This is a genomic window from Streptococcus mitis (assembly GCF_000722765.2).
Classification (GTDB): Bacteria; Bacillota; Bacilli; order Lactobacillales; family Streptococcaceae; genus Streptococcus; species Streptococcus mitis_AQ.
Genome location: NZ_CP028415.1, coordinates 37,274 through 61,946 on the forward strand (window position 1 = coordinate 37,274; position 24,673 = coordinate 61,946).

The window sequence follows — 24,673 nt, forward strand, 5'->3', positions numbered from 1 at the left end:
ACACAAGATGAACAAAAAGAAACTGATTTTAACTAGCTTGGCTAGTGTGGCTGTTTTGGGAGCGGCATTTGCGGCATCTCAACCGTCAGTTGTAAAAGCTGCAGAGGATAATACAACTACAACTCAACCAGCGGAAACTGGAGCTACTGACACTTCTAAATCAGAAGTTACAAGTCCAGAAATTAAACAAGCTGAAGCTGACGCTAAACAAGCTGAAGGAAAAGTTACTGAAGCTCAAGCTAAAGTAGATACAACGACTGCAGCAGCTAAAGAAGCTGATACAAAACTTGAAGCAGAGAAAAAAGAAGCTGTTGAAGCTGAAGCTGCAAAAACTGAAGCTGAAAAAGCTAAAACTGCAGCTGACGAAGAATTAGCTGCAGCAAAAACAAAAGCAGCAGAAGCAGATGCTAAAGCAAAAGAAGAGGCGAAGAAAGAAGAAGACGCTAAAAAAGAAGAAGCTGATTCTAAAGAAGCATTAACCGAGGCTTTAAAACAATTACCTGATGATAACGAATTACTCGACAAAAAAGCAAAAGAGGAATTGTTGAAGGCTGTAGAATCTGGTGATTTAAAAGCTGGGGATATTCTTAAAGAATTAGAAAACGACAACAATACTGCAAGTAACACTGCTAAAACTCCAGCTGAATCTAAATCAAAAGATCAATTACCAGCAGACATTAAGGCTGGAATTGACAAAGCTGAAAAAGCAGATGCTGCTCGTCCACAATCAGAAAAACTTCAAGATAAAGCTGATGATTTAGGTGAAAATGTTGATGCGCTTAAAGAAGATGCTGAAGCATTGAAAGCTGAAGAAGATAAAAAAGCGGAAGCTCTTAAAAAACAAGAAGATACATTAAAAGAAGCTAACGAAGCATTACAATCAGCTAAAAATAATGGTTCATCTGATGATATCGTTGCTTCATTAGATAAAGCTGTTAAAGCTATCGAAAAAGCTAACGAAGCTGCTCAAGATGCATTCGATAAAGCTACTGCTGATACTCAAGCTGTTGCTGATGAATTAAACAAACTTACTGATGAGTACAACAAAACTCTTGACGAAGTGAAGGCTGCTAAAGAAAAAGAAGCTAACGAGCCAGCTAAACCGGTAGAAGAAGAACCAGCTAAACCAGCAGAAAAAACAGAAGCTGAAAAAGCTGCTGCAGCCAAAGCAGAAGCGGATGCTAAGGTTGCTGAATTGCAGAAAAAAGCAGATGAAGCTAAAACAAAAGCAGATGAAGCTACAGCTAAAGCTAAAAAAGAAGCTGATGATGTAACAGCTGCTGAGACTGCAAAAACAGAATCAGATAAAGCTAAAGCAGACGCAGAGGCTGAATTAGCTAAAGCTAAAGAAGATGTGGCAAAAGCAAAAGCAAAAGTTGAAGAACTTAAAAAAGAAGAAAAAGATAACTTAGAAGCACTTAAAGCAGCTTTAGAGCAACTGGAAAAAGAAGCAGAAGCTGAAATTAACAAAAATTCTAAAATCCCTGACAAAGCTAAAGCTATAGAAGAAGCTAAAGTTGCAATCGGTAAAGCTGATTTACTAAAAACTATCGAAGATGGTGTTATCACCGCTTCACAAGCTGCTAAAGAATTAGAAGATCAAAATGCGACTGCTGAAGCTAACAAAAATCAAGATTCAAAAGCAGACGAAATCGGAGCTACAAAACAAGACGGAAAACGTCTTGCTGAACTTTCTGCTGCTGATAAAGAAAAATTAGATGCAGCGTACAATAAAGAAGCTTCTAAACCAATCGTTAAAAAACTTACAGATATTGCTGACGATTTAGCTGAAAAAATTGAAAAATTAACTAAAGAAGCTGACAAAGATAAAGCAGATGCTGCTGAAAAAGCTAAAGTAGTTGAAGAAAAAAATAAAGCATTAGAACAACAAAAAGAAACTTTAGAAAAAGCTACAACTGCACTTGCAACAGCTAAGAAAAACAATGCTGAACAAGATGTTAAGGATAAATTACAAGATGCTGTTACTAAGCTAGAAGCTGCTGTTGCTTCTGCTAAGACTGCAACTGATGAAGCTCAAGCTAAATTCGACGAGTTAACGAATCATTAAAAGCACGTAAAGATGCAATCGATACACTAACTGATGATTACAACGCAACTTTAGGTTATATCGAAAACTTAAAAGAAGTTCCTAAAGGTGAAGAACCAAAAGACTTCGCAGGTGGAGTAAATGATGATGAAACTCCATCTTCTACTCCTAATACTAATGAATTTACTGGTGGTGTTAATGATGATGCACCAACAGCTACAGAAAAACCAGAGTTCAACGGTGGAGTAAATGATCCTGACGCTCCCGTAGCTGAAGAAAATCCAGCAGGTAAAGCACCAGCTGAACAACCTAAAACAGAAGTTCCAGATATTAGGTCTGAAATCAAACGTCTTGAAAAAGAAGTTGAAAAACTCGAATCTGACGTGAAAGATGCGGAAAATGGTGCTGAAGACTATTTTGTAGAAGGTTTGAAAGGTGAATTAGATAAAGCTAAAGCAGAATTAGAAGAACTTAAAGCTGCTTGGTTAAATCTTGTGAATGACAAACCTGAGTTTGATTTATCAAAATTAAATGAAGGTAAATTGCCTAAATCGAATAAAGACAATACAGTGCCATCAAGACCTGAAAAACCAGCTCCTGATTTCCCAATCCCAGCTAAAGTTGGAACACCTGGAAATCCACCGCGTGAAAATCCTGATACTACAGCTGTGAATGAACCTGCACTTGTACCGACAACACCAGCTGCTCCTGGAACAGATGCTTCAGCTACACCAACAACTCCTAGAACGGATGCTCCAGCTATGCCAACAGCAACTCCTGCGGTTGCACCAACTGTAGCAGGTACTAATAAAGATAATACATATCAAGCTCCAGCTGCGAAAGCAGAAGATAAGAAAGAACTTCCTAACACTGGTGGTAAAGATAATGTTGCAATTGCATCATTAGGATTCCTTGGTTTGCTCCTTGGTGCCCTTCCATTTGTGAAACGCAAAAACTAATTAGTTGAAGATATAAAAGAGAAGGATTATGACCTTCTCTTTTTGTGATATGGACTATAGTGAGAGTTCTATTGAAAAGAAGAAAAAAGTGAACAAAACGATGTTTCAGTTTTGTTCACTTTTATGTTATTCTATAAACTTACAATAGTGACTCAAACTCAGCGACGGTCATGCCCAACTGCTGGCTGGCAATCTCAGGTGTCAGAAGACCTTGGCGAACTAGATTTGCTAACATAGCGAAACTACCTTCAGCTTTCCCACGCTCCAGTCCCTGTTCAAGACCACGCTCTAAACCTTGTTCAATACCTTCGGCCCTAGCTGTTTCCAAGGCATAATCCTGAGCCAATAACGCTTGTTCTTCACGCATACGTAGTTGACTAAACATTTTCCTGTCCTCCTCGGACCAGCTTTTATAGTCTAGCAGTTGGTCTGCCTGGCTGATGGCTCGCTCAGGTTGTTGGGTAAAGGGTTTGTTCCCGAAAAACTCCAACCATGGCTTACGAACCTTGTCTTTGCTGGTTTCTCTGTATTTTTTTAATTCCAAGAATGCCATCTTGACTAGATGGTTTTCTTGTCCATTGTTTGTAATTGTTAAAGCCTCACCTGTCGTGTCCTCGCGCATACTGAAACTGTGGAAAGCTAAATCATCTGAGAAGTAATTACTATCTACGATAGCGATAGCATATACTGGTACAATATGTTTATAACTCTGGTGAGTATTACTCTCTTGCTGACGTATTTTTTCGAGGTTTTGATTGACCTGACTGCACAGATAAGCCCATAAACGATTAATGAAAAAATTCTGATGATGCACCTGAATTTCAATGATTACTTGAGTGCCATTGTCCAACTCTGCCAAGACGTCTATACTGATATAGAAATCCTGCGCCGAGTACGGCAGGGAAGGCAAGACATGAATATTGCTTCCCTCCAAAATAGTCACATTTTTTGCTGGTAAGTCCAGCATATCGCGAATAAATTGACAAGTGATTTCTGGATTACTAAAGATTTTCTTAGCAATCAAATCGTTGGTCGGGCTAATGCCCGGATGTCTGAGAATCATATTTCCTCTCCTTTCATTATAGCACATTTTCAAATCTAGGTTTACTAGATTATATGGCTCTATCTATTTATTCGGAAAAAGTATGAAAAATACTTGGTCTGGCTCTTCCCAATGGTATTTTTTGGTGCTTTCCTTTATAATGGGTGTATGGATAAGAAAAAATTATTATTGATTGATGGGTCTTCTGTTGCTTTTCGGGCATTTTTTGCGCTCTATCAGCAATTGGACCGTTTTAAGAATGCGGCTGGCTTGCATACCAATGCGATTTATGGCTTTCAGTTGATGTTGAGCCATTTGTTGGAGCGGGTTGAACCGAGTCATATTTTGGTGGCTTTTGATGCGGGAAAGACGACCTTCCGTACCGAGATGTATGCGGACTATAAGGGTGGTCGGGCTAAGACTCCTGATGAGTTTCGTGAGCAATTTCCTTTCATTCGTGAGTTGCTGGATCATATGGGGATTCGTCACTATGAGTTAGCTCAGTATGAGGCGGATGACATCATTGGGACACTGGATAAGCTAGCAGAGCAGGATAGTTTTGATATTACCATTGTCAGTGGGGACAAGGACTTGATTCAGCTGACGGATGAGCATACGGTGGTTGAAATTTCTAAGAAAGGTGTGGCTGAGTTTGAGGCCTTTACGCCAGAATATCTTATGGAAAAGATGGGCATTACACCGGCTCAGTTTATCGATCTCAAGGCGCTCATGGGTGATAAGTCGGATAATATCCCTGGGGTGACTAAAATCGGTGAAAAGACGGGTATCAAGCTCTTGCTGGAGCATGGTTCGCTTGAGGGGATTTATGAGAATATCGATGGGATGAAGGCTTCTAAGATGAAGGAAAATCTCATCCATGATAAGGAACAGGCCTTTTTGTCTAAAACACTAGCGACCATTGATACCAAGGCACCGATTGAGATTGGTTTGGAGGATTTGGTCTATAGTGGTCCAGATGTGGAAAATCTTGGGAAATTCTACGATGAGATGGGCTTCAAACAGCTCAAGCAGGCTTTAAATGTGTCGTCAGCTGATGTGGCTGAGAGTTTGGACTTTACTATTGTTGACCAAGTCAGTCAAAATATGCTGAGTGAAGAGTCCATCTTCCATTTTGAGCTTTTTGGAGAGAATTACCATACGGACGATTCGGTTGGATTTGCCTGGTCTTGTGGGGAAAAGCTCTATGCTACAGATAAACTTGAGCTTTTGCAAGAACCGATTTTAAAGGATTTCTTAGAAAAAACACCTTTGAGAGTTTATGACTTTAAGAAGGCTAAAGTTCTCTTGTATCGTTTGGGTGTGGATTTACAGGCGCCTGCTTTTGACAGCCGTTTGGCTAAATACCTCCTTTCGACTGTGGAGGACAATGAAATTGCGACTATCGCTAGTCTTTATGGTCAGACTTATTTGGTTGATGATGAGACCTTCTACGGTAAAGGTGTTAAAAAGGCCCTTCCTGAACGTGAGAAATTCTTGGAACACTTGGCTCGTAAGATTGCAGTTTTGATCGAAACAGAGCCTATTTTACTTGAAAAACTCAGCGAAAATGGGCAATTAGAGCTTCTTTATGATATGGAGCAACCTCTAGCTTTTGTCCTTGCTAAGATGGAAATTGCTGGGATTACGGTCAAGAAAGAGACCTTGCTTGAGATGCAGGCTGAAAATGAGTTTGTCATTGAAAAACTGACTCAGGAGATTTACGAACTGGCTGGTGAGGAGTTTAATATTAACTCGCCTAAGCAGTTGGGGGTACTTCTCTTTGAAAAATTGGGGTTACCTCTAGAATACACTAAGAAAACCAAGACTGGATACTCGACAGCGGTGGATGTCTTGGAGCGCCTGGCTCCTATTGCTCCGATTGTTAAGAAAATCCTAGACTATCGTCAGATTGCCAAGATTCAATCCACTTATGTAATTGGCTTGCAGGACTGGATTTTGGCTGATGGCAAGATTCATACTCGCTATGTGCAGGATTTGACCCAGACTGGGCGTCTGTCTAGTGTGGATCCAAACTTGCAAAACATTCCTGTGCGTTTGGAGCAGGGCCGTCTCATTCGGAAGGCTTTTGTGCCAGAGTGGGAGGATAGTGTTCTTCTCAGCTCGGACTATTCACAGATTGAATTGCGCGTTTTGGCGCATATCTCGAAGGATGAGCACTTGATTAAGGCCTTCCAAGAGGGGGCAGATATCCATACTTCGACAGCCATGCGGGTCTTTGGCATTGAGCGTCCTGAGGATGTGACTGCAAACGACCGTCGCAATGCCAAGGCTGTCAACTTTGGAGTGGTTTACGGGATTTCAGACTTTGGTTTGTCTAATAATCTGGGCATTAGCCGTAAGGAAGCCAAAGCCTATATTGATACCTACTTTGAACGCTTCCCAGGTATTAAAAACTACATGGATGAGGTGGTGCGTGAGGCGCGTGATAAGGGCTATGTAGAGACCCTTTTCAAGCGTCGTCGTGAGTTGCCAGATATCAATTCGCGCAACTTCAACATTCGTGGTTTTGCAGAGCGAACGGCCATCAACTCACCTATCCAGGGTTCGGCAGCAGATATTCTTAAGATTGCCATGATTCAGCTGGATAAAGCCTTGGTTGCAGGTGGTTATCAGACTAAGATGCTTCTGCAAGTGCACGATGAAATCGTCCTTGAAGTTCCTAAATCTGAATTGGCAAAGATGAAAAAATTGGTCAAACAAACCATGGAAGAAGCCATTCAACTCAGTGTTCCCCTTATCGCAGATGAAAATGAAGGGGCAACCTGGTATGAGGCTAAATAAAAAGGGGGCTAGTCCTCCTTTTTTGTAGTAGAATTATGCAAGCCTTTTCAAATTGTGCTATACTGATGAAAAAGGAGGATTTCTATGAGTCAAGAATTTATCAATCCAAGTGATGGCGTGATTCGTCAGTATCTAGCAACGAGTAAAACCCTTGCTGTGGTGGGGTTGTCAGACCGTGAGGAAACAACTAGCAATCGAGTGACTAAGGAAATGCAGGCTCGGGGTTATAAAATTATCCCAGTCAATCCCAAGGCAGCAGGTGGCGAAATCTTGGGTGAAAAGGCTTATGCCAGCCTAGCTGAGATTCCTTTTCCTGTAGATATTGTCAATGTTTACCGTCGCAGTGAGTTTTTGCCAGATGTGGCGCGTGATTTTCTCAAGGTTGATGCCAAGATTTTTTGGGCACAGCTAGGACTTGAAAGTCTGGAAGCGGAAGAGATCTTGCGTGCTGGTGGATGTGATGATATCGTGATGAATCGTTGCATCAAGAGAGAACATACACGCTTGATTGAGGAAGCATAAGAAAAAGGTAGCTGGTGGGCTACCTTTTGTGTTATACTCAATGAAAATCAAAGAGCAAACTAGCCGCAGGTTGCTCAAAACACTGTTTTGAGGTTGCAGATAGAACTGACGAAGTCAGCTCAAAACACTGTTTTGAGGTTGTAGATAAGACTGACGAAGTCAGTCACATACCTACGGCAAGGCGACGTTGACGTGGTTTGAAGAGATTTTCGAAGAGGATTAGAAAATGCCGATAAGGGTCTGCATACCAAGACTGGTGAGGATGATGGCAATCCAGCAGATGGCCCCGAGAACAATGGATTTTCCACTGGATTTGATCATAGCTAGCAGATTGGTTTTGAGTCCTATAGCACTCATGGCCATGATAATGAGAAATTTGGAGAGTTGTTTGAGAGGGGTAAAGAAACTACTGGACACACCTAGAGAGGTGAGTAGTGTAGTGAGGAGAGAGGCAAGGATAAAGTAAAGGATAAAAAGTGGGAAGACTTTTTTCAGTTGTAAGCCTTGCTTATTTTTTTGCTCGCGACTTTGCCAGTAGGAGAGAAAGAGAGTGATGGGGATGATAGCCAGAGTCCGCGTAAGTTTGACAATGGTTGCGGATTCGAGGGTATTAGTCTGGTAGAGACTGTCCCAAGCGCTGGCTGTGGCGGTTACAGAGGAAGTGTCATTGACCGCAGTTCCTGCAAATAGGGCGAAGCCTTCATTGGATAGATGAAGCCAGGTACCTAGCGTTGGAAAGATGAGCGCAGCCAAGACATTGAAGAAAAAGATAACGGAGATGGCTTGGGCTACTTCCTTTTCCTTGGCATGGATAACGGGCGCTGTTGCTGCAATAGCAGAGCCCCCACAGATTGAAGAACCTACTCCAACCAAGGTAGCCAGTTTTGTATCCAGTGCAAAGAAGCGCTGGAAGAAATAGGCAATAATCAGAGCTATTGAGATGGTGGATAGGATGACAGGGAGTGAAGATTGTCCGACTGCGAAGACTTGCGAGATATTGAGACCAAAACCAAGCAAGACAACGGCATATTGGAGCAATTTTTTAGAACTAAAGGTCAATCCAGCATCCAGTTGTTTATAAGACGAGAGAAAGGGATGTAGGAGCATGCCTATGAAAATCGCAAATACAGGCGCGCCAATCACAAGGAAGAATCCTCCTAAGTACCAAGATACGATAGAAATGAGAAGGCAGGCAAAGATGCCTGCTCCATTTTTTGATAGAAATGACATAAAAACCTCCAAATAGAATCTGTTACTATTATAGACCTATAAACAGGAAAAGTAAAATAGAAAGTGGAGCTAACAATTATTTGACAAGTAGCGCTAATCATGTGATAATAATCTTACAAGAACTGTAACGAAGTCTTGGCAAAAACAAAAATACCAGAGCTCCACCTCTGGTATTTCTTTTTGTCCAGTTACATTAAAACTAAACTCAGGTTATATTTTTGTCGCGCTTATCTAACCACTTTCTGACTATTCACTCAGAAATGACATTACCGGTAATAGTAATCAGTAACGGTGCTAGAATAGTTGTAACGAAGATTATCAAAACCTCAATACTCGTTGAAAATCTCATGATACGTTGTCATCTTCGGCTTACCTAACTTTAGTTATGCTTTCACCTCGATTCCTAGTCTCATGAGATTTTCATTGAGTATTCTAAGAACATAGTGTTGTAATGAATTTAAATTAACATACTTCAATTTGTTATGCTAGCGCTATTCTATCATGTATTTTTGCGGTCGAGGGGCTTTTGTAGTATAATAGAGATACGTTTTGAAAGTAGGAGGTATCTATGGACTTAACTAAGCGCTTTAATAAACAGTTAGATAAGATTCAAGTTTCGTTGATTCGTCAGTTTGACCAGGCTATTTCGGAGATTCCTGGGGTCTTGCGTTTGACCTTGGGGGAACCTGATTTTACAACGCCAAATCATGTCAAGGAGGCGGCCAAGCGAGCGATTGATCAGAATCAATCCTACTATACAGGGATGAGTGGCCTGCTGACTCTACGTCAGGCAGCCAGTGACTTTGTTAAGGAAAAGTACCAACTGGACTATGCTCCTGAAAATGAAATCTTGGTTACAATTGGGGCGACAGAGGCTTTATCTGCTACTTTGACGGCTATTTTGGAAGAGGGAGACAAGGTGCTCTTGCCAGCTCCTGCCTATCCAGGTTATGAACCAATTGTCAATCTAGTTGGGGCAGAGGTTGTCGAGATTGATACAACTGAAAATGGGTTTGTCTTGACTCCTGAAATGTTGGAGAAGGCCATTTTGGAGCAGGGGGACAAGCTTAAGGCGGTTATTCTCAACTATCCAGCTAATCCGACAGGAATTACCTACAGTCGGGAGCAGTTGGAGGCCTTGGCAGCTGTTTTACGCAAGTACGAAATTTTTGTTGTCTGTGATGAGGTTTACTCAGAATTGACCTACACAGGCGAAGCCCATGTGTCTCTGGGAACTATGTTGAGAGACCAGGCTATTATTATCAATGGTCTATCTAAATCACATGCCATGACCGGTTGGCGTTTGGGTCTGATTTTCGCTCCTGCAGTCTTCATAGCCCAGTTGATTAAGAGTCATCAGTACTTGGTGACTGCCGCAAATACCATGGCTCAACATGCTGCGGTGGAAGCCTTGACGGCTGGTAAAAATGATGCGGAGCCTATGAAGAAGGAATACATCCAGCGTCGGGATTATATCATCGAAAAAATGACTGCTCTTGGTTTTGAGATTATCAAACCAGACGGTGCCTTCTATATCTTTGCTAAGATTCCAGATAGCTACAATCAAGATTCCTTTGCTTTTCTGAAGGATTTTGCTCAGAAGAAGGCTGTTGCCTTTATCCCTGGTGCTGCCTTTGGGCGTTATGGAGAAGGTTATGTTCGACTGTCTTATGCAGCGAGCATGGAGATTATCAAAGAAGCCATGAAACGTCTTGAGGAGTACATGAGAGAAGCATGATTCAGTCTATCACGAGTCAAGGTTTGGTGCTCTACAATCGCAACTTTCGTGAGGATGACAAGCTAGTTAAGATTTTTACAGAGCAGGCTGGTAAGCGGATGTTTTTCGTCAAACATGCTGGTCAGTCTAAGCTGGGCCCTGTTATTCAGCCCTTGGTGCTGGCACGATTTCTCTTGCGAATCAATGATGACGGACTTAGCTACATTGAGGACTATCACGAGGTGATGACCTTTCCAAAGATTAATAGCGACCTCTTTGTCATGGCCTATGCGACCTATGTGGCGGCTCTTGCCGATGCTAGTTTGCAGGACAATCAGCAGGATGCTCCCTTGTTTGCTTTTTTACAAAAGACTTTGGAGTTGATGGAAGCTGGCTTGGATTATCAGGTTTTGACCAACATTTTTGAAATTCAAATCTTGACCCGATTTGGGATCAGCCTCAATTTTAATGAGTGTGTCTTTTGTCATCGGGTTGGTCAGGCTTTTGACTTTTCTTTCAAATATGGCGCCTGCCTCTGTCCAGAGCATTATCATGAGGATGAGAGACGTTGCCATCTCAATCCCAATATCCCTTATCTGCTCAATCAATTTCAAGCCATTGATTTTGAGACTTTGGAGACCATTTCGCTCAAGCCTGAAATCAAGCAAGAGTTACGCCAATTTATGGATCAACTCTACGAAGAATACGTTGGGATTCACCTAAAATCAAAGAAATTTATTGATTCCCTAGCAGACTGGGGACAATTACTAAAAGAGGAAAAGAAATGAAAAAAATCGCAGTAGATGCCATGGGGGGCGATTACGCACCTCAGGCCATCGTTGAGGGTGTCAATCAAGCCCTAGCTGACTTTTCAGATATCGAGGTTCAACTCTACGGAGATGAAGCTAAAATCAAGCAATATCTGACAGCGACAGAGCGCGTTAGCATTATCCATACGGATGAGAAGATTGATTCAGACGATGAACCTACGAGAGCTATTCGGAAGAAGAAAAATGCCAGTATGGTATTGGCGGCCAAGGCTGTCAAAGAGGGAGAAGCAGACGCTGTTCTCTCAGCTGGGAATACAGGTGCTTTACTAGCAGCAGGATTTTTCATCGTGGGTCGTATCAAGAACATCGATCGTCCTGGGCTTATGTCAACTTTGCCGACTGTAGATGGGAAGGGGTTTGACATGCTGGACCTCGGTGCTAATGCAGAAAATACAGCCCAGCACCTCCATCAATATGCGGTTCTAGGTTCCTTCTATGCTAAAAATGTCCGTGGAATTGCGCAACCACGTGTTGGCTTGCTCAATAACGGAACAGAGAGTAGTAAGGGCGACCCGCTTCGTAAGGAAACCTATGAATTACTAGTGGCTGATGAAAGTTTGAACTTTATCGGAAACGTGGAAGCACGTGATTTGATGAATGGCGTTGCAGATGTTGTTGTTGCAGATGGTTTCACGGGAAACGCTGTGCTCAAATCCATCGAAGGGACAGCTATAGGAATCATGGGCTTGCTCAAGACCGCTATTACAGGTGGTAGTCTTCGAGCGAAACTAGGTGCCCTCCTTCTCAAGGACAGCCTCAGAGGTTTGAAAAAACAGCTCAACTACTCAGATGTTGGTGGAGCAGTCTTGTTTGGTGTCAAGGCACCTGTTGTCAAGACTCATGGCTCAAGCGATGCCAAGGCTGTTTATAGTACAATCCGCCAGATTCGTACCATGCTAGAGACAGACGTAGTTGCCCAGACTGCGCGTGAATTTTCAGGAGAATAAAAGAGATGACAGAAAAAGAAATTTTTGACCGTATTGTGACCATTATTCAAGAGCGACAGGGAGAGGATTTTGTCGTGACAGAATCCTTGAGTCTGAAAGACGATTTGGATGCTGACTCAGTTGATTTGATGGAGTTTATCTTGACGCTGGAAGATGAATTTAATATCGAAATCAGCGATGAGGAAATTGACCAACTGCAAAGTGTAGGAGATGTGGTTAAAATCATTCAAGCAAAATAAAGATAAGAAGTTCCAAGGCATTTGCTTTGGAATTTTTCTTTGGTTCAAGTGACCGTTTAGGAACAGATTTAGTCTTTCTAGGGACAGGAGAGATATGAAAACAAATAAAGGATATAATGGAGTCAGAAAAATCAATCTCCAAAAAGGAGATAAGAAATGAAGATCAAATGAAAAAATAAATGGATTTCTGTTAGAACAAAAATGTTAATATAATCACAATTTTAATTGACTTTCCTTTTTTACAGGACTATAATGTAGATATAAAAAAGGATTTATTTTATAGTTGGGGGAAAGTGATGGCTATGTACTTTTGATAAACTAGTCTCTATCTTATATTCTTGGAAATGTTAGGAGGTCTTATGGTTCAGGTTCATGAACCTGACATCTATTTTGACTTCGTTTATATTTGATTTTCTTACTTTGGATTTATCTATTTTAGGAGGAAATGGCTATGAAAAAATCTAAACTACTTACACTTGGTTTGCTTGCAGGTGCTGGCCTACTATTGTCTATCAATCAAGTACAGGCTGCAGATATTTGGGTTAAAAATGGTGCTGACTGGAATCTTTCTCAAGATGGTAGTCTTGCTAAAAATAAATGGGTGCAAAATGCTGGCTCTTGGTATCACTTCGACGGTTCTGGTAAAATGCAGACAGGCTGGCTCAAAGACGGCAATACATGGTATTCGCTCGCAGATAGTGGGGCTATGCGTACTGGCTGGTACAAGGAAGGTAACACATGGTACTCCCTAGCAGATAGTGGCGCCATGCGTACAGGTTGGTACAAAGAAGGGTTTACTTGGTACTACCTCAAAGACAGTGGCGCTATGGCAACAGGATGGACTACTGCAAATGGTCAATGGTCTTACTTTGAAAACTCAGGTGCTATGGTTGCAGACAGAGCTGTTCCAGCCAGCGATGGAGAAAGTTATGTCATTGGTAAGGATGGATATCTGTTAACCAAACTCCCAAGTCAGGTTGGACAATCTCAAGCGGATGATACAATTATCACAAATATTGTTACTTTGTCTGATGGGTATGATTATCATCTTATTCATAGAAAAGATGGAGTCATTGTTGAAAAAAATGCTTGGTACATAAAACCTGAATTTAAGAAGTTTTCTGATAAATATGGAGATAAAGTTTCCAATACGATGTTGGCTTTAACAGATAATAAAGATCAAGGACAGGAAATTGATCCTAAAGCTGTTATAAAGAATTTCCAAAACTTACCAAACAGGTATTACTTTGGGGCAGATGGTCGTCGCGTAACAAATTTACCAGAAATGACTACCTATTCAGAGATTAAAAAAATTGGAAATGATGTCTATCTAGAAAATCCAGGTGCACGACTTTTTCTTGGAGCTACCAGCTTCACAATCAATAATAATAAACTATATTACTTAGATGGTGCTAATGACAAACTCAAAACAGGTTATTTTGCATTGATTGATGATAGACCAAACTATCATCACTATCATATTCTTGTTTATGCAGACCAATCTGGTGAAATTCTTAAAATGAAACGATTGCCAACAGGAATTTCAGATTATCTTAATAAAGAAATTGACGGTTTCTACGGTCAAACTGTTAAAATCGATAGTAAGACAGGAAATGTTTCTGTTGTGAAATAAACTATTTCACATAGTAAAACGAAAAAGCGAACAGCTTTGTATACTAGGAAGTCATGTTCATTTCGCTATAGAATAGGAGGAAATGACTATGAAAAAATCTAAACTACTCACTCTTGGTCTGCTTGCAGGTGCTGGTCTTCTTTTGTCAATTAATCAAGCACAGGCTGCAGATACTTGGGTTAAAAATGGCGCTGACTGGAATCTTTCTCAAGATGGAAGCTTAGCTAAAAGTAAATGGGTGCAAAATGCTGGCTCTTGGTATCACTTCGATAGCGCTGGTAAAATGCAGACAGGCTGGCTTAAAGACGGCAATACCTGGTATTCCCTAGCAGATAGTGGTGCTATGCGCACTGGCTGGTACAAGGAAGGTAACACCTGGTACTCACTCGCAGATAGTGGCGCCATGCGTACAGGTTGGTACAAAGAAGGGTCTACTTGGTACTACCTAAAAGGCAGTGGCTCTATGGCAACAGGATGGGCAACTGCCAATGGTCAATGGTCTTACTTTGAAAAATCAGGTGCTATGGTCGCAGACAGAGCTGTTCCAGCCAGCGATGGAGAAAGTTATATCATTGGTAAGGATGGCTATATGTTGACTTTAAAAAATAGCCCTTATAAAGATGATGATATTGTCCGTTTAGGTGATGGATATGAGTATCTGATTACATCAAAATTTGACGGACATAACTATACTGATGTTATCGTGGCTAAAAATACTTGGTATATCAAACCTGAGTTCAAGAAGTTTTCCGACAAATATGGGGATGAGGTTGCAAATACTACCTTAGCTTTAGTGGATAATAAAGAAGAAGGACAAGAAATTGATCCTAAAGCTGTTATTCGTAATTTCCAAAATCTACCAGGTCGATATTACTTTGGAGCAGATGGTCGTAGAGTATTACCACTTCCAGAGATGACAACTAGATCAGAAATCAAAAAAGTTGGCAATGATCTTTATCTAGAAGACCCAGGTGTACGACTTCGATTGGATAACTTCACAATCAATAACAATAAACTATACTATTTAGATAATGGACAAGGTAAGCTCAAAACAGGTTACTTTGTACTGATTGATGATGGTATGGCTACAACCCACCATCACTTACTTGTATATGCAGACCAATCTGGTGAGGTTCTTAAGATGAAACGCTTGCCATCAAGATTTTCAGATTATTTTGACAAAGAAATCGATGGTTTCTATGGTCAAAAAATTAAGATTACACAGCCAAATAAGTATGAATATTACAAGGTTCTTGTGGTAAAATAAATAGATAAGCAATCTTCACAACGAATATAAAATTAAAACGTGCAAATCATTTTCAAGAGGCTTTAGATTTCTTGTATTTTAAAAGAAACTAAAGCCTTTTGTAGATGTATCGTTTTTCAGAAAGTATGAAAAACTAGAGAGTTGTATCGGGGAGATAAATATTATTTCGCTTAAATAAATTAGGAGTCGTTTTATTCTATGATTATTTTAGAATTCTTAGTTTCTGTGCTATATATTCTGTTGGTAGTCGTTTCAACCATGGTGCCTACTATTTATTTGGGTGCTCAAATTTCCCCAGAATTTTATAAAAAACGTTATTGGATACTTATATTTTTAATTAGTTTATTTGCTCGTCAAACATTTGGAGAATTATTTCATATAGGAGTTCTTCTCTTCTTTTACTGTATTTTTTTATTAGTATTGCACAAGGGAAAAGGGGAATCTCTTTTTCTTTCTCTGTATCTTTTTCTCTTCTTTCAAAGTATTCGTTATTTATTTTTGACAATTTGGATTCGTGTATTATCTGGTGAGCATTGTTGTTTCGTAGATTCGTTTTCTACTTTATATATATCTATATTTGATTTATTATCAATCTTTCTATGTTGTAAAATTATGAAGCGTTGGTCTTTGGATTTGGATTTATTCTTTTCAGATACTTTTAAAACCCACTATCGTAAGAGTTTTTTCATTATCCTACCTCTGACTGGATTTAGGATATTCTCTTCGTTCATGACCAATAGAAATAGTTCTTTTTACGTTCGCTTTGACACGACCATTTCTCTCCTGATTTTCATTCTCTTTTTCTCCTGGCTCTTTTATATCAGACACTTAGAGCAGGTTTATCGTGATGAGCAGACCATTCAGAGACAGGAAGATGAGAATCGTTCCTTGCAAGGGATGGTGGACAAGCTGGGTCATCTCTATGATGAGGTTCGAGGTTTCCGTCATGATTTTGCGGGGATTGTCGCCAGCATGGAGCCTGCTATAGCGAATCAAGACATGACTGAAGTTTCTACCATCTATCGAGATGTCTTTCTAAAGACCAATGAAAAGCTGAGGAAGGCGGATTACACGGCCTTTAATCTTCATAATATCCATGATATAGCCATTCGTAATACCTTGGCAAAAGCCATGATTGTGGCAGATAATCAGGGAATTCATTTTAGTTTGGAGACGGTGGGGGTCGTCGAAGAGCTGGCTTTGCCTATGTTAGAGGCTATCCGTATTCTCTCTATCCTCACGACAAATGCCTTAGAGGCAGCCAGTGAGGCTGAAAATCCGCAGATTCGGGTTGCTTTGTTGGCAGGTGATAGGAGCGTCCGTTTTATCATTGAAAACACTCGTAAGAAAGAAGAACTGAATCCCAGCATTCTCAGTCAAAAGGGTTACTCTACCAAGGGCAACCACAGTGGACTGGGCTTAGCAACCTTGGAGGATATGGTTTTTCATTATGATTTAAACTTAGATACCCAGCTAGGAGAGACGACTTTTAGACAAGATTTAGAATTGCCATTTAAGGATGAGAAACGAGGGGGAGAGGAATGAGAATTTTAGTTTTGGAAGACGATAGGGTCCAGCAAGGACGGATAGAGCAGACTTTGCTAGATATCGGTCGCTCTCGCAATTTAAGATTGGAAATTGATATTGCCAAAAACTATGGGGACGTTGAAAAGTATTCACAGTATTTTGACCATTATCAGCTCTACTTATTGGATTTAGAGATTGATGGAGAGCGTGAACGGGGCTTTCAGGTTGCTCAACAGGTTCGGGAGCGAGATCCCTTTACAAGTATTGTCTTTGTGTCCACACACTCGGAGGCCTTGCCTCTAGCTTTTCGCTATCACTTGTCTGCCTTGGATTTTATTTCCAAGGATCAGCCAGAGGAAGATTACCGTCATCAGTTGGAGCGCTGTCTAGACTATGTACTGGCAGTGGATAAGAGGGAAAATATGCGTCTCTTTACCTATAGTTTTGAGGGAAGACGGGGCTTTACTCTGCCCTACCATGAGATTTTAGCCTTTGAAACCTCAGTGGAATCCCATCGTATCAAGGTTTATTATGCCAATCATTCTATCAAGACCATTTACGGCAGTCTCAAGGATATCGCTGCCAAGGCTGAAAAAGATTACTTTGTCTATGCCAATCGCAATACTTTAGTCAGTTTACAGGCGATTGAAGAGATGACTGCCACAGAAGTGACCTTGTTAGAAGGCTTACACTTCCCTGTATCACGAACAGCCAGAAGAACCCTTAAAAAACATCTCAATGTCTAATATCTGTTAGACTTGGATGAGTTTATCAATAAGAATATCGGAAAATTTTCTGATATTCTTATTTTTTTGACTTTTTTTCGAATAGATAAGTAAGAGGAGAAAGAAAGGAGCCTAGTTCATGTTTATATCAATGTTCTACCCATGGTTCACTGAGTTATTTTTTAAATAAATTTAATTTAGTTGTGTATTTTCGGATTATTTTTCGAATAAATAGGTAAGAGGAAAAAGGAAGGAGCCTAGTTCATGTATCTACCAATTTTTTATCCGTGGTTCATTAAGTTGTTTTTTAAATAAATTTAATTTAGTTGTGTATTTTCGGATTATTTTTCGAATAAATAAGTAAGAGGAAAAAAGAAAGGAGCCTGGTTTATGTATCTACCAATCTTGTATCCGTGGTTCATTAAATTATTTTTTAAATAAAATTTAATTTAGTTGTACATTTTCGAATAAATAAGTGAGAGGAAAAAGAAAGGAATAAAATAATGAAAGAACATCAATATGAATTTGTTGAGTTAACTTCGGAAGAATTGACCGATATTCAAGGTGGAGAAAATTGGACGAAGACCCTTGCAGATTGGTACATTGGATTTCGTAGAGGTTTAGGTTTTTAGGAGGATAAGCAATGAATGAAATGAATGACAAGTATACTATTGAGGTATTAAAGGAAAGCGACTTAGCCTTGATGGTTGGTGGTAGTAAGGAAAGTTATCAAGGGGGTCTAATTTCAGGTCTATTGTTACGCGGTGTATTTATTGGAACCCCATTTTTTAGAAGATAAGATTTAGAAAAAATAGAACAAGAGGAGAAAAAAGATGACAAATTTTGACAAAATGGAACAGAACTTTGTAGCTCTTACAGAAGAAGAGTTGATGGATGTGGATGGGGGAGCATTGCCTCTTGTAGTCGCTGGAGTCTCTATTTGGAAGATAGGTGCAGCAGTAGCAGGTGGAGCAGCACTTTTTGCTGGAGGAGCAGCTTTGGGGTATTATGCGAATAGACCATAATCTGATTGTAGTCAGAGAGGCATTTCTATGTTTTTAAAAAAAGAAGTGATATTACTAGGGGTATTGTTATCGATACGTATTATTTTTACTATCGTTCAAATTTTAATTGACTATAAAATATTATCTGGACAGTATAGTGTAAATTTTATGGATATTTCAGAAGTATTTACCTATCCAATACTCATTTTAATCATTTACATAGCAATAAAATATAATATAAAGGAGTAATGACGAACATGAACTTAGAACAATTTTATCAATTATCTGACGATGAATTAGTGGGAACAAAAGGTGGTTTTGGTCTTGCGGAAGCAGTTGGGATTGCAGGAGTACTGAATGCTGCTGTACAAATTTTTAATGCTGGTTACAAATTTGGTTCAGATTTTGCTCGCCGTGGGCGTTAGATAATGAACAGTCGCAACCTTAATCTTAATACATTGTTACCTAAACTAGCCACGATATGTCCTTTGTTGGGAATAACTCTTAATGTCGCGCTTCATGTGATTCGTACAGGTTCGTTAGTATCCTTTAATTGGCAATGGACTTTAGTTGGTTTGCTTTTCGCAGGATATTTTGGTATTTTTCGCAAAGATTTGTCAAAAAATAATCAAAACTATAAATGAAGAACATGAATCAAAAGGATTTTGTGTATATGAATGGTAGCGTTTTCCGCCATTCTTGTCAGGTAATTAGGAGTTTCTTATGAAAACATTTTTATTAGGCTTTGCTGAGAGTTATTTTATCGTATCGCTCATTATCTACATCGCAACGCATGTGATTTTGAAAAGTCCAATCAATATCCTATTTTATCCAGAAATTTACCCTGTTTTATTTGGGCTCTTTTATCTAGGATATAAGGCCAATAAAAAGCGAGTAGAGTAAACAGTTAAGAATGACTTGTTAGTCTGCGCTGAAAATAGCTAGGCTAGAATCTAAGAATGCATCACATTGGAGTTTAATATGAAATTTGTTAAATCAATACTGAAAGTTTTGCCTGAAATTATGGTATTACTTAGTTCGATGTCCTATATAATCATCAGATTAGTAGCTGATATGAATAAAGTATCTTTACCTACTTGGTTTAATAGTTTCAATATACCCACGATTGCATTATTTATGATGGTCTTCATTCTTTTATACAGAAGTAAAGAAAAAAGAATAGATAAATTTTAAGTAGTAGACATTCTATGGGTAAATAGGAGTCTTGTAGAAACGAATCAAAAAAGGAGTAACTATGAATCGTAATTTAGAACGGTGTTATCTATTCTGAACATGAATAGATTATACCAGAGGTGGCTTAGAAATAGCAGGGACATTAGAAATTGAAGTAACTTTAAATAGGATGTCGTAAATGTTACTATCAATGATTTGTTTGTTCCAAGCTTGCCTAGGGTGTCAGTAAAACATCAATTTCCTTTCATACCGTATTTTTAGTAGGTAGGACGCTTGTTCTGCCTATTTTCTTTATCCTAAAAGTGCATTTGGGAGGGAGATAGGCGCATTTGGGGAGGAAGTCCAGTTTTTGTTTGGAAATTGAGGTAAGATAGTTTTATCAGATGAGTTTAGGAAAAAGGAGATGAATATGAAATTTGGGAAACGTCACTATCGTCCGCAGGTGGATCAGATGGACTGTGGTGTAGCTTCATTAGCTATGGTTTTTGGCTACTATGGTAGTTACTATTCTTTGGCTCACTTGCGAGAATTGGCTAAGACGACCATGGATGGGACGACTGCTTTGGGCTTGGTCAAGGTGGCAGAGGAGATTGGCTTTGAGACGCGAGCGATCAAGGCGGATATGTCGCTCTTTGACTTGCCAGATTTGACTTTTCCTTTTGTTGCCCATGTGCTTAAGGAAGGAAAATTGCTCCACTACTATGTGGTGACTGGGCAGGATAAGGATAGCATTCATATTGCCGATCCAGATCCTGGGGTGAAATTGACCAAACTGCCACGTGAGCGTTTTACGGAAGAATGGACAGGAGTGACTCTTTTTATGGCACCTAGTCCAGACTACAAGCCTCATAAGGATCAAAAGAATGGTCTGCTCTCTTTTATCCCTATATTAGTGAAGCAGCGTGGCTTGATTGCCAATATCGTTTTGGCAACACTCTTGGTAACCTTGATTAATATTGTGGGTTCTTATTATCTGCAGTCTATCATTGATACCTATGTGCCAGATCAGATGCGTTCGACGCTGGGGATTATTTCTATTGGGCTGGTCATCGTCTATATTCTTCAGCAGATTTTGTCTTACGTTCAGGAGTATCTCTTACTTGTTTTGGGGCAACGCCTGTCGATTGACGTGATTTTGTCCTATATCAAGCATGTTTTTCACCTGCCTATGTCCTTCTTTGCGACACGCAGGACAGGGGAGATCGTGTCTCGTTTCACGGATGCTAACAGTATCATTGATGCGCTGGCTTCGACCATCCTTTCGATTTTCCTAGATGTGTCAACGGTTGTCATTATTTCCCTTGTTTTATTTTCACAAAATAGCAATCTCTTTTTCATGACTTTATTGGCACTTCCTATCTATACAGTGATTATCTTTGCCTTTATGAAGCCGTTTGAAAAGATGAATCGGGATACCATGGAAGCCAATGCGGTTCTGTCTTCTTCTATCATTGAGGACATCAACGGTATTGAGACTATCAAGTCTTTGACCAGTGAAAGTCAGCGTTACCAAAAAATTGACAAGGAATTTGTGGATTATCTGAAAAAATCTTTTACCTATAGTCGGGCAGAGAGTCAGCAAAAGGCTCTGAAAAAAGTTGCCCATCTCTTGCTCAATGTCGGCATTCTCTGGATGGGGGCTGTTCTGGTCATGGATGGCAAGATGAGTTTGGGGCAGTTGATTACCTATAATACCTTGCTTGTTTACTTTACCAATCCTTTGGAAAATATCATCAATCTGCAAACCAAGCTTCAGACAGCGCAGGTTGCCAATAACCGTCTGAATGAGGTTTATCTGGTAGCTTCTGAGTTTGAGGAGAAGAAAACAGTTGAGGATCTGAGCTTGATGAAGGGAGATATGACCTTCAAGCAGGTTTCCTACAAGTATGGCTATGGTCGAGATGTCTTGTCAGATATCAATTTGACTATTCCCCAAGGCTATAAGGTGGCTTTTGTGGGAATTTCAGGGTCAGGTAAGACGACCTTGGCTAAGATGATGGTTAATTTTTATGATCCAAGTCAGGGAGAGATTAGTCTGGGTGGTGTCAATCTCAATCAGATTGATAAAAAGGCCTTGCGCCAGTACATCAACTATCTGCCTCAACAGCCCTATGTCTTTAACGGAACGATTTTGGAGAATCTTCTCCTTGGAGCCAAGGAAGGGACGACTCAAGAGGATATCTTACGGGCGGTCGAATTGGCAGAGATTCGGGAGGATATTGAGCGCATGCCATTGAATTATCAGACAGAGTTGACTTCGGATGGGGCAGGAATTTCAGGTGGTCAACGTCAGAGAATCGCTCTGGCGCGTGCTCTCTTGACAGATGCGCCGGTCTTGATTTTGGATGAGGCGACCAGCAGTTTGGATATTCTGACAGAGAAGCGAATTGTCGATAATCTCATGGCTTTAGACAAGACCTTGATTTTCATCGCCCACCGCTTGACCATTGCTGAGCGGACAGAGAAAGTTGTTGTCTTGGATCAGGGCAAGATTGTCGAAGAAGGAAAGCATGCTGATTTGCTTGAACAGGGTGGCTTTTACGCCCATTTGGTCAATAGCTAGAAAGAGGAGAGGATGAAACCAGAATTTTTAGAAAGTGCGGAGTTTTATAATCGTCGTTACCATAATTTTTCCAGTCGAGTGATTGTACCCATGTCCCTTCTACTTGTCTGTTTACTTGGCTTTGCAACTGTTGCAGAGAAGGAGATGAGTTTGTCTACTAGAGCTACTGTCGAGCCTAGTCGTATCCTTGCAAATATCCAGTCAACTAGCAACAATCGTATTCTTGTCAATCATTTGGAAGAAAATAAGCTGGTTAAAAAGGGGGAGCTTCTGGTTCAATACCAGGAAGGGGCAGAGGGTGTCCAAGCGGAGGCCTATGCTAGTCAGTTGGACATGCTTAAGGATCAAAAAAAGCAATTGGAGTATTTGCAAAAAAGTCTGCAAGAAGGGGAGAATCACTTTCCAGAGGAGGATAAGTTTGGCTACCAAGCCACCTTTCGCGACTACATCAGTCAAGCAGGCAGTCTTAGGGCTAGTACATCGCAACAAAATGAGACCATCGCGTCCCAGAATGCAGCAGCTAGTCAAACCCAAGCCGAAATCGGCAACCTCATCAGCCAAACAGAGGCTAAAATTCGCGATTACCAGACAGCTAAGTCAGCTATTGAAACAGGCGCTTCCTTGGCCAGTCAGAATCTAGCCTATTCTCTCTACCAGTCCTACAAGTCTCAGGGTGAGGAAAATCCGCAAGCTAAAGCTCAGGCAGTTGCGCAGGTTGAAGCACAGCTTTCTCAGTTAGAATCCAGTCTCGCTACTTACCGTGTCCAGTATGCGGGTTCAGGTACCCAGCAAGCCTATGCGTCAGGCTTAAGCAGTCAATTGGAGTCTCTCAAATCCCAATACTTGGCAAAGGTTGGTCAAGAATTGACCCTTCTAGACCAGAAAATCTTGGAGGCAGAGTCAGGCAAGAAGGTTCAGGGAAGTCTTCTAGACAAGGGGAAAATTACGGCTAGTGAGGATGGGGTGCTTCACCTTAATCCTGAGACTAGTGATTCTACCATGGTAGCAGAAGGTACCCTACTAGCCCAACTCTATCCATCCTTGGAAAAAGAAGGGAAAGCCAAACTTACAGCTTATCTAAGTTCAAAAGATGTATCAAGAGTCAAGGTCGGTGATTCTGTTCGCTATACGACGACTCATGATGCTAAGAATCAAATTGTCTTAGATTCCACTATTACAAGTATTGATGCGACAGCTACCAAGACTGAAAAAGGTAATTTCTTTAAAATTGAGGCGGAGACTAATCTAACTTCGGAGCAGGCTGAAAAACTTCGGTACGGGGTGGAAGGTCGCCTGCAGATGATTACGGGAAAGAAAAGTTATCTACATTATTATTTGGATCAATTTTTGAACAAAGAGTAATGTTCGTGTTTTTAGAGTTAAATGATTTTTAAACTGTGAGAAAGATTCTTCTTGCAGTTTTTTTCTTTATGATTTTTGAAACACATCCACTATTTATTCGTTTAAATTCTTGTAATTTTAGGTTTTTTATGGTAGAATGTGCTCAAGTAATACGAAAGGCGAACTTTAAAATGTCAAAACAATTAATCTATTCGGGAAAAGCTAAAGATATCTATACAACTGAGGATGAAAATCTTATTATTTCAACTTACAAGGACCAGGCGACTGCTTTCAATGGTGTCAAGAAGGAGCAAATTGCAGGTAAGGGAGTGTTGAATAATCAGATTTCATCTTTTATTTTTGAGAAATTAAATGCGGCTGGTGTGGCGACTCACTTTGTGGAGAAACTTTCAGACACGGAACAACTTAATAAAAAGGTTGAGATTATTCCTTTGGAAGTCGTGCTTCGCAACTATACTGCTGGTTCCTTTTCAAAACGTTTTGGTGTGGATGAGGGAATCACCTTGGAGACTCCGATTGTTGAATTTTACTATAAAAATGATGATTTGGATGACCCGTTTATCAATGACGAGCATGTGAAATTCCTACAGATTGCGGATGACCAGCAAATTGCCTACTTGAAGGAAGAAACTCGTCGAATCAATGAACTCTTGAAAGCCTGGTTTGCTGAGATTGGACTTAAGTTGATTGACTTTAAGCTAGAGTTCGGTTTTGACAAGGATGGCAAGATTATCTTGGCAGACGAATTTTCACCAGATAACTGCCGCTTGTGGGATGCGGATGGCAACCACATGGATAAGGATGTTTTCCGTAGAGGATTGGGAGAACTAACCGACGTTTACGAGATTGTCTGGGAGAAATTGCAGGGATTGAAATAATCTGTTAGCAACGGAAAACCTTCGTCTCTCAACTAAAAGGACTCAGGCTGAAAAGGTCCCCCAGACCTTTTCACTCCGTAGAGGATTAGGAGAACTAACAGACGTTTACGAGATTGTTTGGGAAAAGTTGCAGGAATTGAAATAACAGCCTCAAGGCTGTTTAGGAATATTGCAAGAGCTGAAAT

General features: G+C 40.3%; 24 protein-coding genes and 1 pseudogene. 23 read left to right on the forward strand and 2 right to left on the reverse strand.

Annotation, left to right across the window (positions count from 1 at the left end; genetic code table 11):
* The first annotated feature begins 7 nt into the window (after positions 1-7).
* From SK637_RS00195 to SK637_RS10315, 3 genes and pseudogenes are all read left to right on the forward strand, one after another.
* Positions 8-2,068 carry a hypothetical protein gene (locus SK637_RS00195; protein ID WP_414717201.1) on the forward strand — a complete coding sequence of 687 codons (2,061 nt, stop codon included), beginning with the start codon at positions 8-10 and terminating at the stop codon, positions 2,066-2,068.
* A 59-nt stretch (positions 2,069-2,127) separates the two neighbouring features.
* Positions 2,128-2,298, forward strand: a pseudogene (locus SK637_RS10310) (SIALI-17 repeat-containing surface protein); the annotation flags it as partial.
* A 132-nt stretch (positions 2,299-2,430) separates the two neighbouring features.
* Entirely contained in the window at positions 2,431-3,006 is a 576-nt protein-coding gene (locus SK637_RS10315) for an LPXTG cell wall anchor domain-containing protein (protein WP_414717202.1), read from the forward strand.
* Between the two features lie 139 nt (positions 3,007-3,145).
* On the opposite strand, the gene SK637_RS00200 is transcribed toward SK637_RS10315, so the two are convergent.
* A complete protein-coding gene (locus SK637_RS00200; protein WP_033687889.1) occupies positions 3,146-4,069 on the reverse strand; it encodes an Rpn family recombination-promoting nuclease/putative transposase in 924 nt (307 codons plus the stop codon).
* A gap of 147 nt (positions 4,070-4,216) precedes the next feature.
* On the opposite strand from SK637_RS00200, the gene polA reads away from it, so the two are divergent.
* Complete coding sequence (polA, locus tag SK637_RS00205; protein WP_033688007.1) at positions 4,217-6,850, forward strand: DNA polymerase I; 2,634 nt, start codon at positions 4,217-4,219, stop codon at positions 6,848-6,850.
* Between the two features lie 84 nt (positions 6,851-6,934).
* Positions 6,935-7,372: a CoA-binding protein gene (locus tag SK637_RS00210; protein WP_033687891.1), complete on the forward strand. Its 438-nt coding sequence runs from the start codon at positions 6,935-6,937 to the stop codon at positions 7,370-7,372.
* Positions 7,373-7,591: 219 nt separating this feature from the next.
* Here the strand turns inward: SK637_RS00210 and SK637_RS00220 are convergent, their stop codons facing one another.
* Entirely contained in the window at positions 7,592-8,602 is a 1,011-nt protein-coding gene (locus tag SK637_RS00220) for a YeiH family protein (protein ID WP_033687892.1), read from the reverse strand.
* A gap of 568 nt (positions 8,603-9,170) precedes the next feature.
* On the opposite strand from SK637_RS00220, the gene SK637_RS00225 reads away from it, so the two are divergent.
* From SK637_RS00225 to SK637_RS10265, 18 genes are all read left to right on the forward strand, one after another.
* Entirely contained in the window at positions 9,171-10,340 is a 1,170-nt protein-coding gene (locus SK637_RS00225) for a pyridoxal phosphate-dependent aminotransferase (RefSeq protein ID WP_033687893.1), read from the forward strand.
* Positions 10,337-11,107 (forward strand): DNA repair protein RecO, encoded by a 771-nt coding sequence (gene recO, locus SK637_RS00230; protein WP_033687895.1) that lies wholly within the window; start codon positions 10,337-10,339, stop codon positions 11,105-11,107. The genes SK637_RS00225 and recO overlap by 4 nt, the downstream gene beginning before the upstream one ends.
* Positions 11,104-12,096, forward strand: coding sequence for a phosphate acyltransferase PlsX (plsX, locus tag SK637_RS00235; RefSeq protein WP_033687897.1), 993 nt, complete (start codon positions 11,104-11,106; stop codon positions 12,094-12,096). Before recO ends, plsX begins: the two co-directional genes overlap by 4 nt.
* 5 nt (positions 12,097-12,101) lie before the next feature.
* Positions 12,102-12,335 carry an acyl carrier protein gene (locus SK637_RS00240; protein ID WP_000136445.1) on the forward strand — a complete coding sequence of 78 codons (234 nt, stop codon included), beginning with the start codon at positions 12,102-12,104 and terminating at the stop codon, positions 12,333-12,335.
* Between the two features lie 451 nt (positions 12,336-12,786).
* Positions 12,787-13,968, forward strand: a complete 1,182-nt coding sequence (locus tag SK637_RS00245) for an N-acetylmuramoyl-L-alanine amidase family protein (RefSeq protein ID WP_033687898.1) — start codon at positions 12,787-12,789, stop codon at positions 13,966-13,968.
* An 88-nt stretch (positions 13,969-14,056) separates the two neighbouring features.
* Positions 14,057-15,235 (forward strand): PspC-like choline-binding domain-containing protein, encoded by a 1,179-nt coding sequence (locus SK637_RS00250; protein WP_033687899.1) that lies wholly within the window; start codon positions 14,057-14,059, stop codon positions 15,233-15,235.
* A gap of 729 nt (positions 15,236-15,964) precedes the next feature.
* Entirely contained in the window at positions 15,965-16,780 is an 816-nt protein-coding gene (locus tag SK637_RS09975; protein ID WP_237397633.1) for a GHKL domain-containing protein, read from the forward strand.
* A complete protein-coding gene (locus tag SK637_RS00260; protein WP_001221869.1) occupies positions 16,777-17,508 on the forward strand; it encodes a response regulator transcription factor in 732 nt (243 codons plus the stop codon). Before SK637_RS09975 ends, SK637_RS00260 begins: the two co-directional genes overlap by 4 nt.
* A 482-nt stretch (positions 17,509-17,990) precedes the next feature.
* On the forward strand, positions 17,991-18,119 hold the full coding sequence (locus SK637_RS00265; RefSeq protein ID WP_000658145.1) for a smi_0059.1 family bacteriocin-like peptide: 129 nt from the start codon (positions 17,991-17,993) through the stop codon (positions 18,117-18,119).
* A gap of 11 nt (positions 18,120-18,130) precedes the next feature.
* Entirely contained in the window at positions 18,131-18,286 is a 156-nt protein-coding gene (locus SK637_RS09810; protein ID WP_001004585.1) for a hypothetical protein, read from the forward strand.
* A 34-nt stretch (positions 18,287-18,320) separates the two neighbouring features.
* On the forward strand, positions 18,321-18,512 hold the full coding sequence (locus tag SK637_RS00275) for a class IIb bacteriocin, lactobin A/cerein 7B family (RefSeq protein ID WP_033687902.1): 192 nt from the start codon (positions 18,321-18,323) through the stop codon (positions 18,510-18,512).
* 236 nt (positions 18,513-18,748) lie between these two features.
* Positions 18,749-18,916, forward strand: a complete 168-nt coding sequence (locus SK637_RS00285; protein ID WP_001047582.1) for a class IIb bacteriocin, lactobin A/cerein 7B family — start codon at positions 18,749-18,751, stop codon at positions 18,914-18,916.
* Positions 18,917-18,919: 3 nt separating this feature from the next.
* Entirely contained in the window at positions 18,920-19,135 is a 216-nt protein-coding gene (locus tag SK637_RS09980) for a bacteriocin immunity protein (RefSeq protein ID WP_078934268.1), read from the forward strand.
* A gap of 79 nt (positions 19,136-19,214) precedes the next feature.
* Complete coding sequence (locus tag SK637_RS00295; RefSeq protein WP_033687904.1) at positions 19,215-19,394, forward strand: hypothetical protein; 180 nt, start codon at positions 19,215-19,217, stop codon at positions 19,392-19,394.
* A gap of 700 nt (positions 19,395-20,094) precedes the next feature.
* Positions 20,095-22,248 carry a peptide cleavage/export ABC transporter ComA gene (gene comA, locus SK637_RS00305; protein ID WP_033687906.1) on the forward strand — a complete coding sequence of 718 codons (2,154 nt, stop codon included), beginning with the start codon at positions 20,095-20,097 and terminating at the stop codon, positions 22,246-22,248.
* Positions 22,249-22,260: 12 nt separating this feature from the next.
* A complete protein-coding gene (comB, locus tag SK637_RS00310) occupies positions 22,261-23,610 on the forward strand; it encodes a competence pheromone export protein ComB (RefSeq protein WP_033687907.1) in 1,350 nt (449 codons plus the stop codon).
* A 170-nt stretch (positions 23,611-23,780) separates the two neighbouring features.
* Positions 23,781-24,488 (forward strand): phosphoribosylaminoimidazolesuccinocarboxamide synthase, encoded by a 708-nt coding sequence (gene purC, locus SK637_RS00315; protein WP_033687908.1) that lies wholly within the window; start codon positions 23,781-23,783, stop codon positions 24,486-24,488.
* A 1-nt stretch (position 24,489) separates the two neighbouring features.
* Positions 24,490-24,633 (forward strand): phosphoribosylaminoimidazolesuccinocarboxamide synthase, encoded by a 144-nt coding sequence (locus SK637_RS10265; RefSeq protein ID WP_080710150.1) that lies wholly within the window; start codon positions 24,490-24,492, stop codon positions 24,631-24,633.
* Positions 24,634-24,673 lie beyond the last annotated feature (40 nt).

What these genes read in the sequence shown, in the direction of transcription:
- purC (WP_033687908.1), top strand. Translation starts at nt 23,781, where the DNA reads ATGTCAAAACAATTAATCTATTCGGGAAAAGCTAAAGATATCTATACA.
- SK637_RS09810 (WP_001004585.1), top strand. Translation starts at nt 18,131, where the DNA reads ATGAATGAAATGAATGACAAGTATACTATTGAGGTATTAAAGGAAAGC.
- SK637_RS00220 (WP_033687892.1), bottom strand. Translation starts at nt 8,602, where the DNA reads ATGTCATTTCTATCAAAAAATGGAGCAGGCATCTTTGCCTGCCTTCTC.
- plsX (WP_033687897.1), top strand. Translation starts at nt 11,104, where the DNA reads ATGAAAAAAATCGCAGTAGATGCCATGGGGGGCGATTACGCACCTCAG.
- SK637_RS00260 (WP_001221869.1), top strand. Translation starts at nt 16,777, where the DNA reads ATGAGAATTTTAGTTTTGGAAGACGATAGGGTCCAGCAAGGACGGATA.
- SK637_RS00225 (WP_033687893.1), top strand. Translation starts at nt 9,171, where the DNA reads ATGGACTTAACTAAGCGCTTTAATAAACAGTTAGATAAGATTCAAGTT.
- SK637_RS00275 (WP_033687902.1), top strand. Translation starts at nt 18,321, where the DNA reads ATGACAAATTTTGACAAAATGGAACAGAACTTTGTAGCTCTTACAGAA.
- SK637_RS00285 (WP_001047582.1), top strand. Translation starts at nt 18,749, where the DNA reads ATGAACTTAGAACAATTTTATCAATTATCTGACGATGAATTAGTGGGA.
- SK637_RS00250 (WP_033687899.1), top strand. Translation starts at nt 14,057, where the DNA reads ATGAAAAAATCTAAACTACTCACTCTTGGTCTGCTTGCAGGTGCTGGT.
- comB (WP_033687907.1), top strand. Translation starts at nt 22,261, where the DNA reads ATGAAACCAGAATTTTTAGAAAGTGCGGAGTTTTATAATCGTCGTTAC.
- SK637_RS00240 (WP_000136445.1), top strand. Translation starts at nt 12,102, where the DNA reads ATGACAGAAAAAGAAATTTTTGACCGTATTGTGACCATTATTCAAGAG.
- SK637_RS00265 (WP_000658145.1), top strand. Translation starts at nt 17,991, where the DNA reads ATGAAAGAACATCAATATGAATTTGTTGAGTTAACTTCGGAAGAATTG.
- SK637_RS00245 (WP_033687898.1), top strand. Translation starts at nt 12,787, where the DNA reads ATGAAAAAATCTAAACTACTTACACTTGGTTTGCTTGCAGGTGCTGGC.
- recO (WP_033687895.1), top strand. Translation starts at nt 10,337, where the DNA reads ATGATTCAGTCTATCACGAGTCAAGGTTTGGTGCTCTACAATCGCAAC.
- SK637_RS00195 (WP_414717201.1), top strand. Translation starts at nt 8, where the DNA reads ATGAACAAAAAGAAACTGATTTTAACTAGCTTGGCTAGTGTGGCTGTT.
- SK637_RS00200 (WP_033687889.1), bottom strand. Translation starts at nt 4,069, where the DNA reads ATGATTCTCAGACATCCGGGCATTAGCCCGACCAACGATTTGATTGCT.
- SK637_RS00210 (WP_033687891.1), top strand. Translation starts at nt 6,935, where the DNA reads ATGAGTCAAGAATTTATCAATCCAAGTGATGGCGTGATTCGTCAGTAT.
- comA (WP_033687906.1), top strand. Translation starts at nt 20,095, where the DNA reads ATGAAATTTGGGAAACGTCACTATCGTCCGCAGGTGGATCAGATGGAC.
- SK637_RS00295 (WP_033687904.1), top strand. Translation starts at nt 19,215, where the DNA reads ATGAAAACATTTTTATTAGGCTTTGCTGAGAGTTATTTTATCGTATCG.
- SK637_RS09980 (WP_078934268.1), top strand. Translation starts at nt 18,920, where the DNA reads ATGAACAGTCGCAACCTTAATCTTAATACATTGTTACCTAAACTAGCC.
- polA (WP_033688007.1), top strand. Translation starts at nt 4,217, where the DNA reads ATGGATAAGAAAAAATTATTATTGATTGATGGGTCTTCTGTTGCTTTT.
- SK637_RS09975 (WP_237397633.1), top strand. Translation starts at nt 15,965, where the DNA reads ATGACCAATAGAAATAGTTCTTTTTACGTTCGCTTTGACACGACCATT.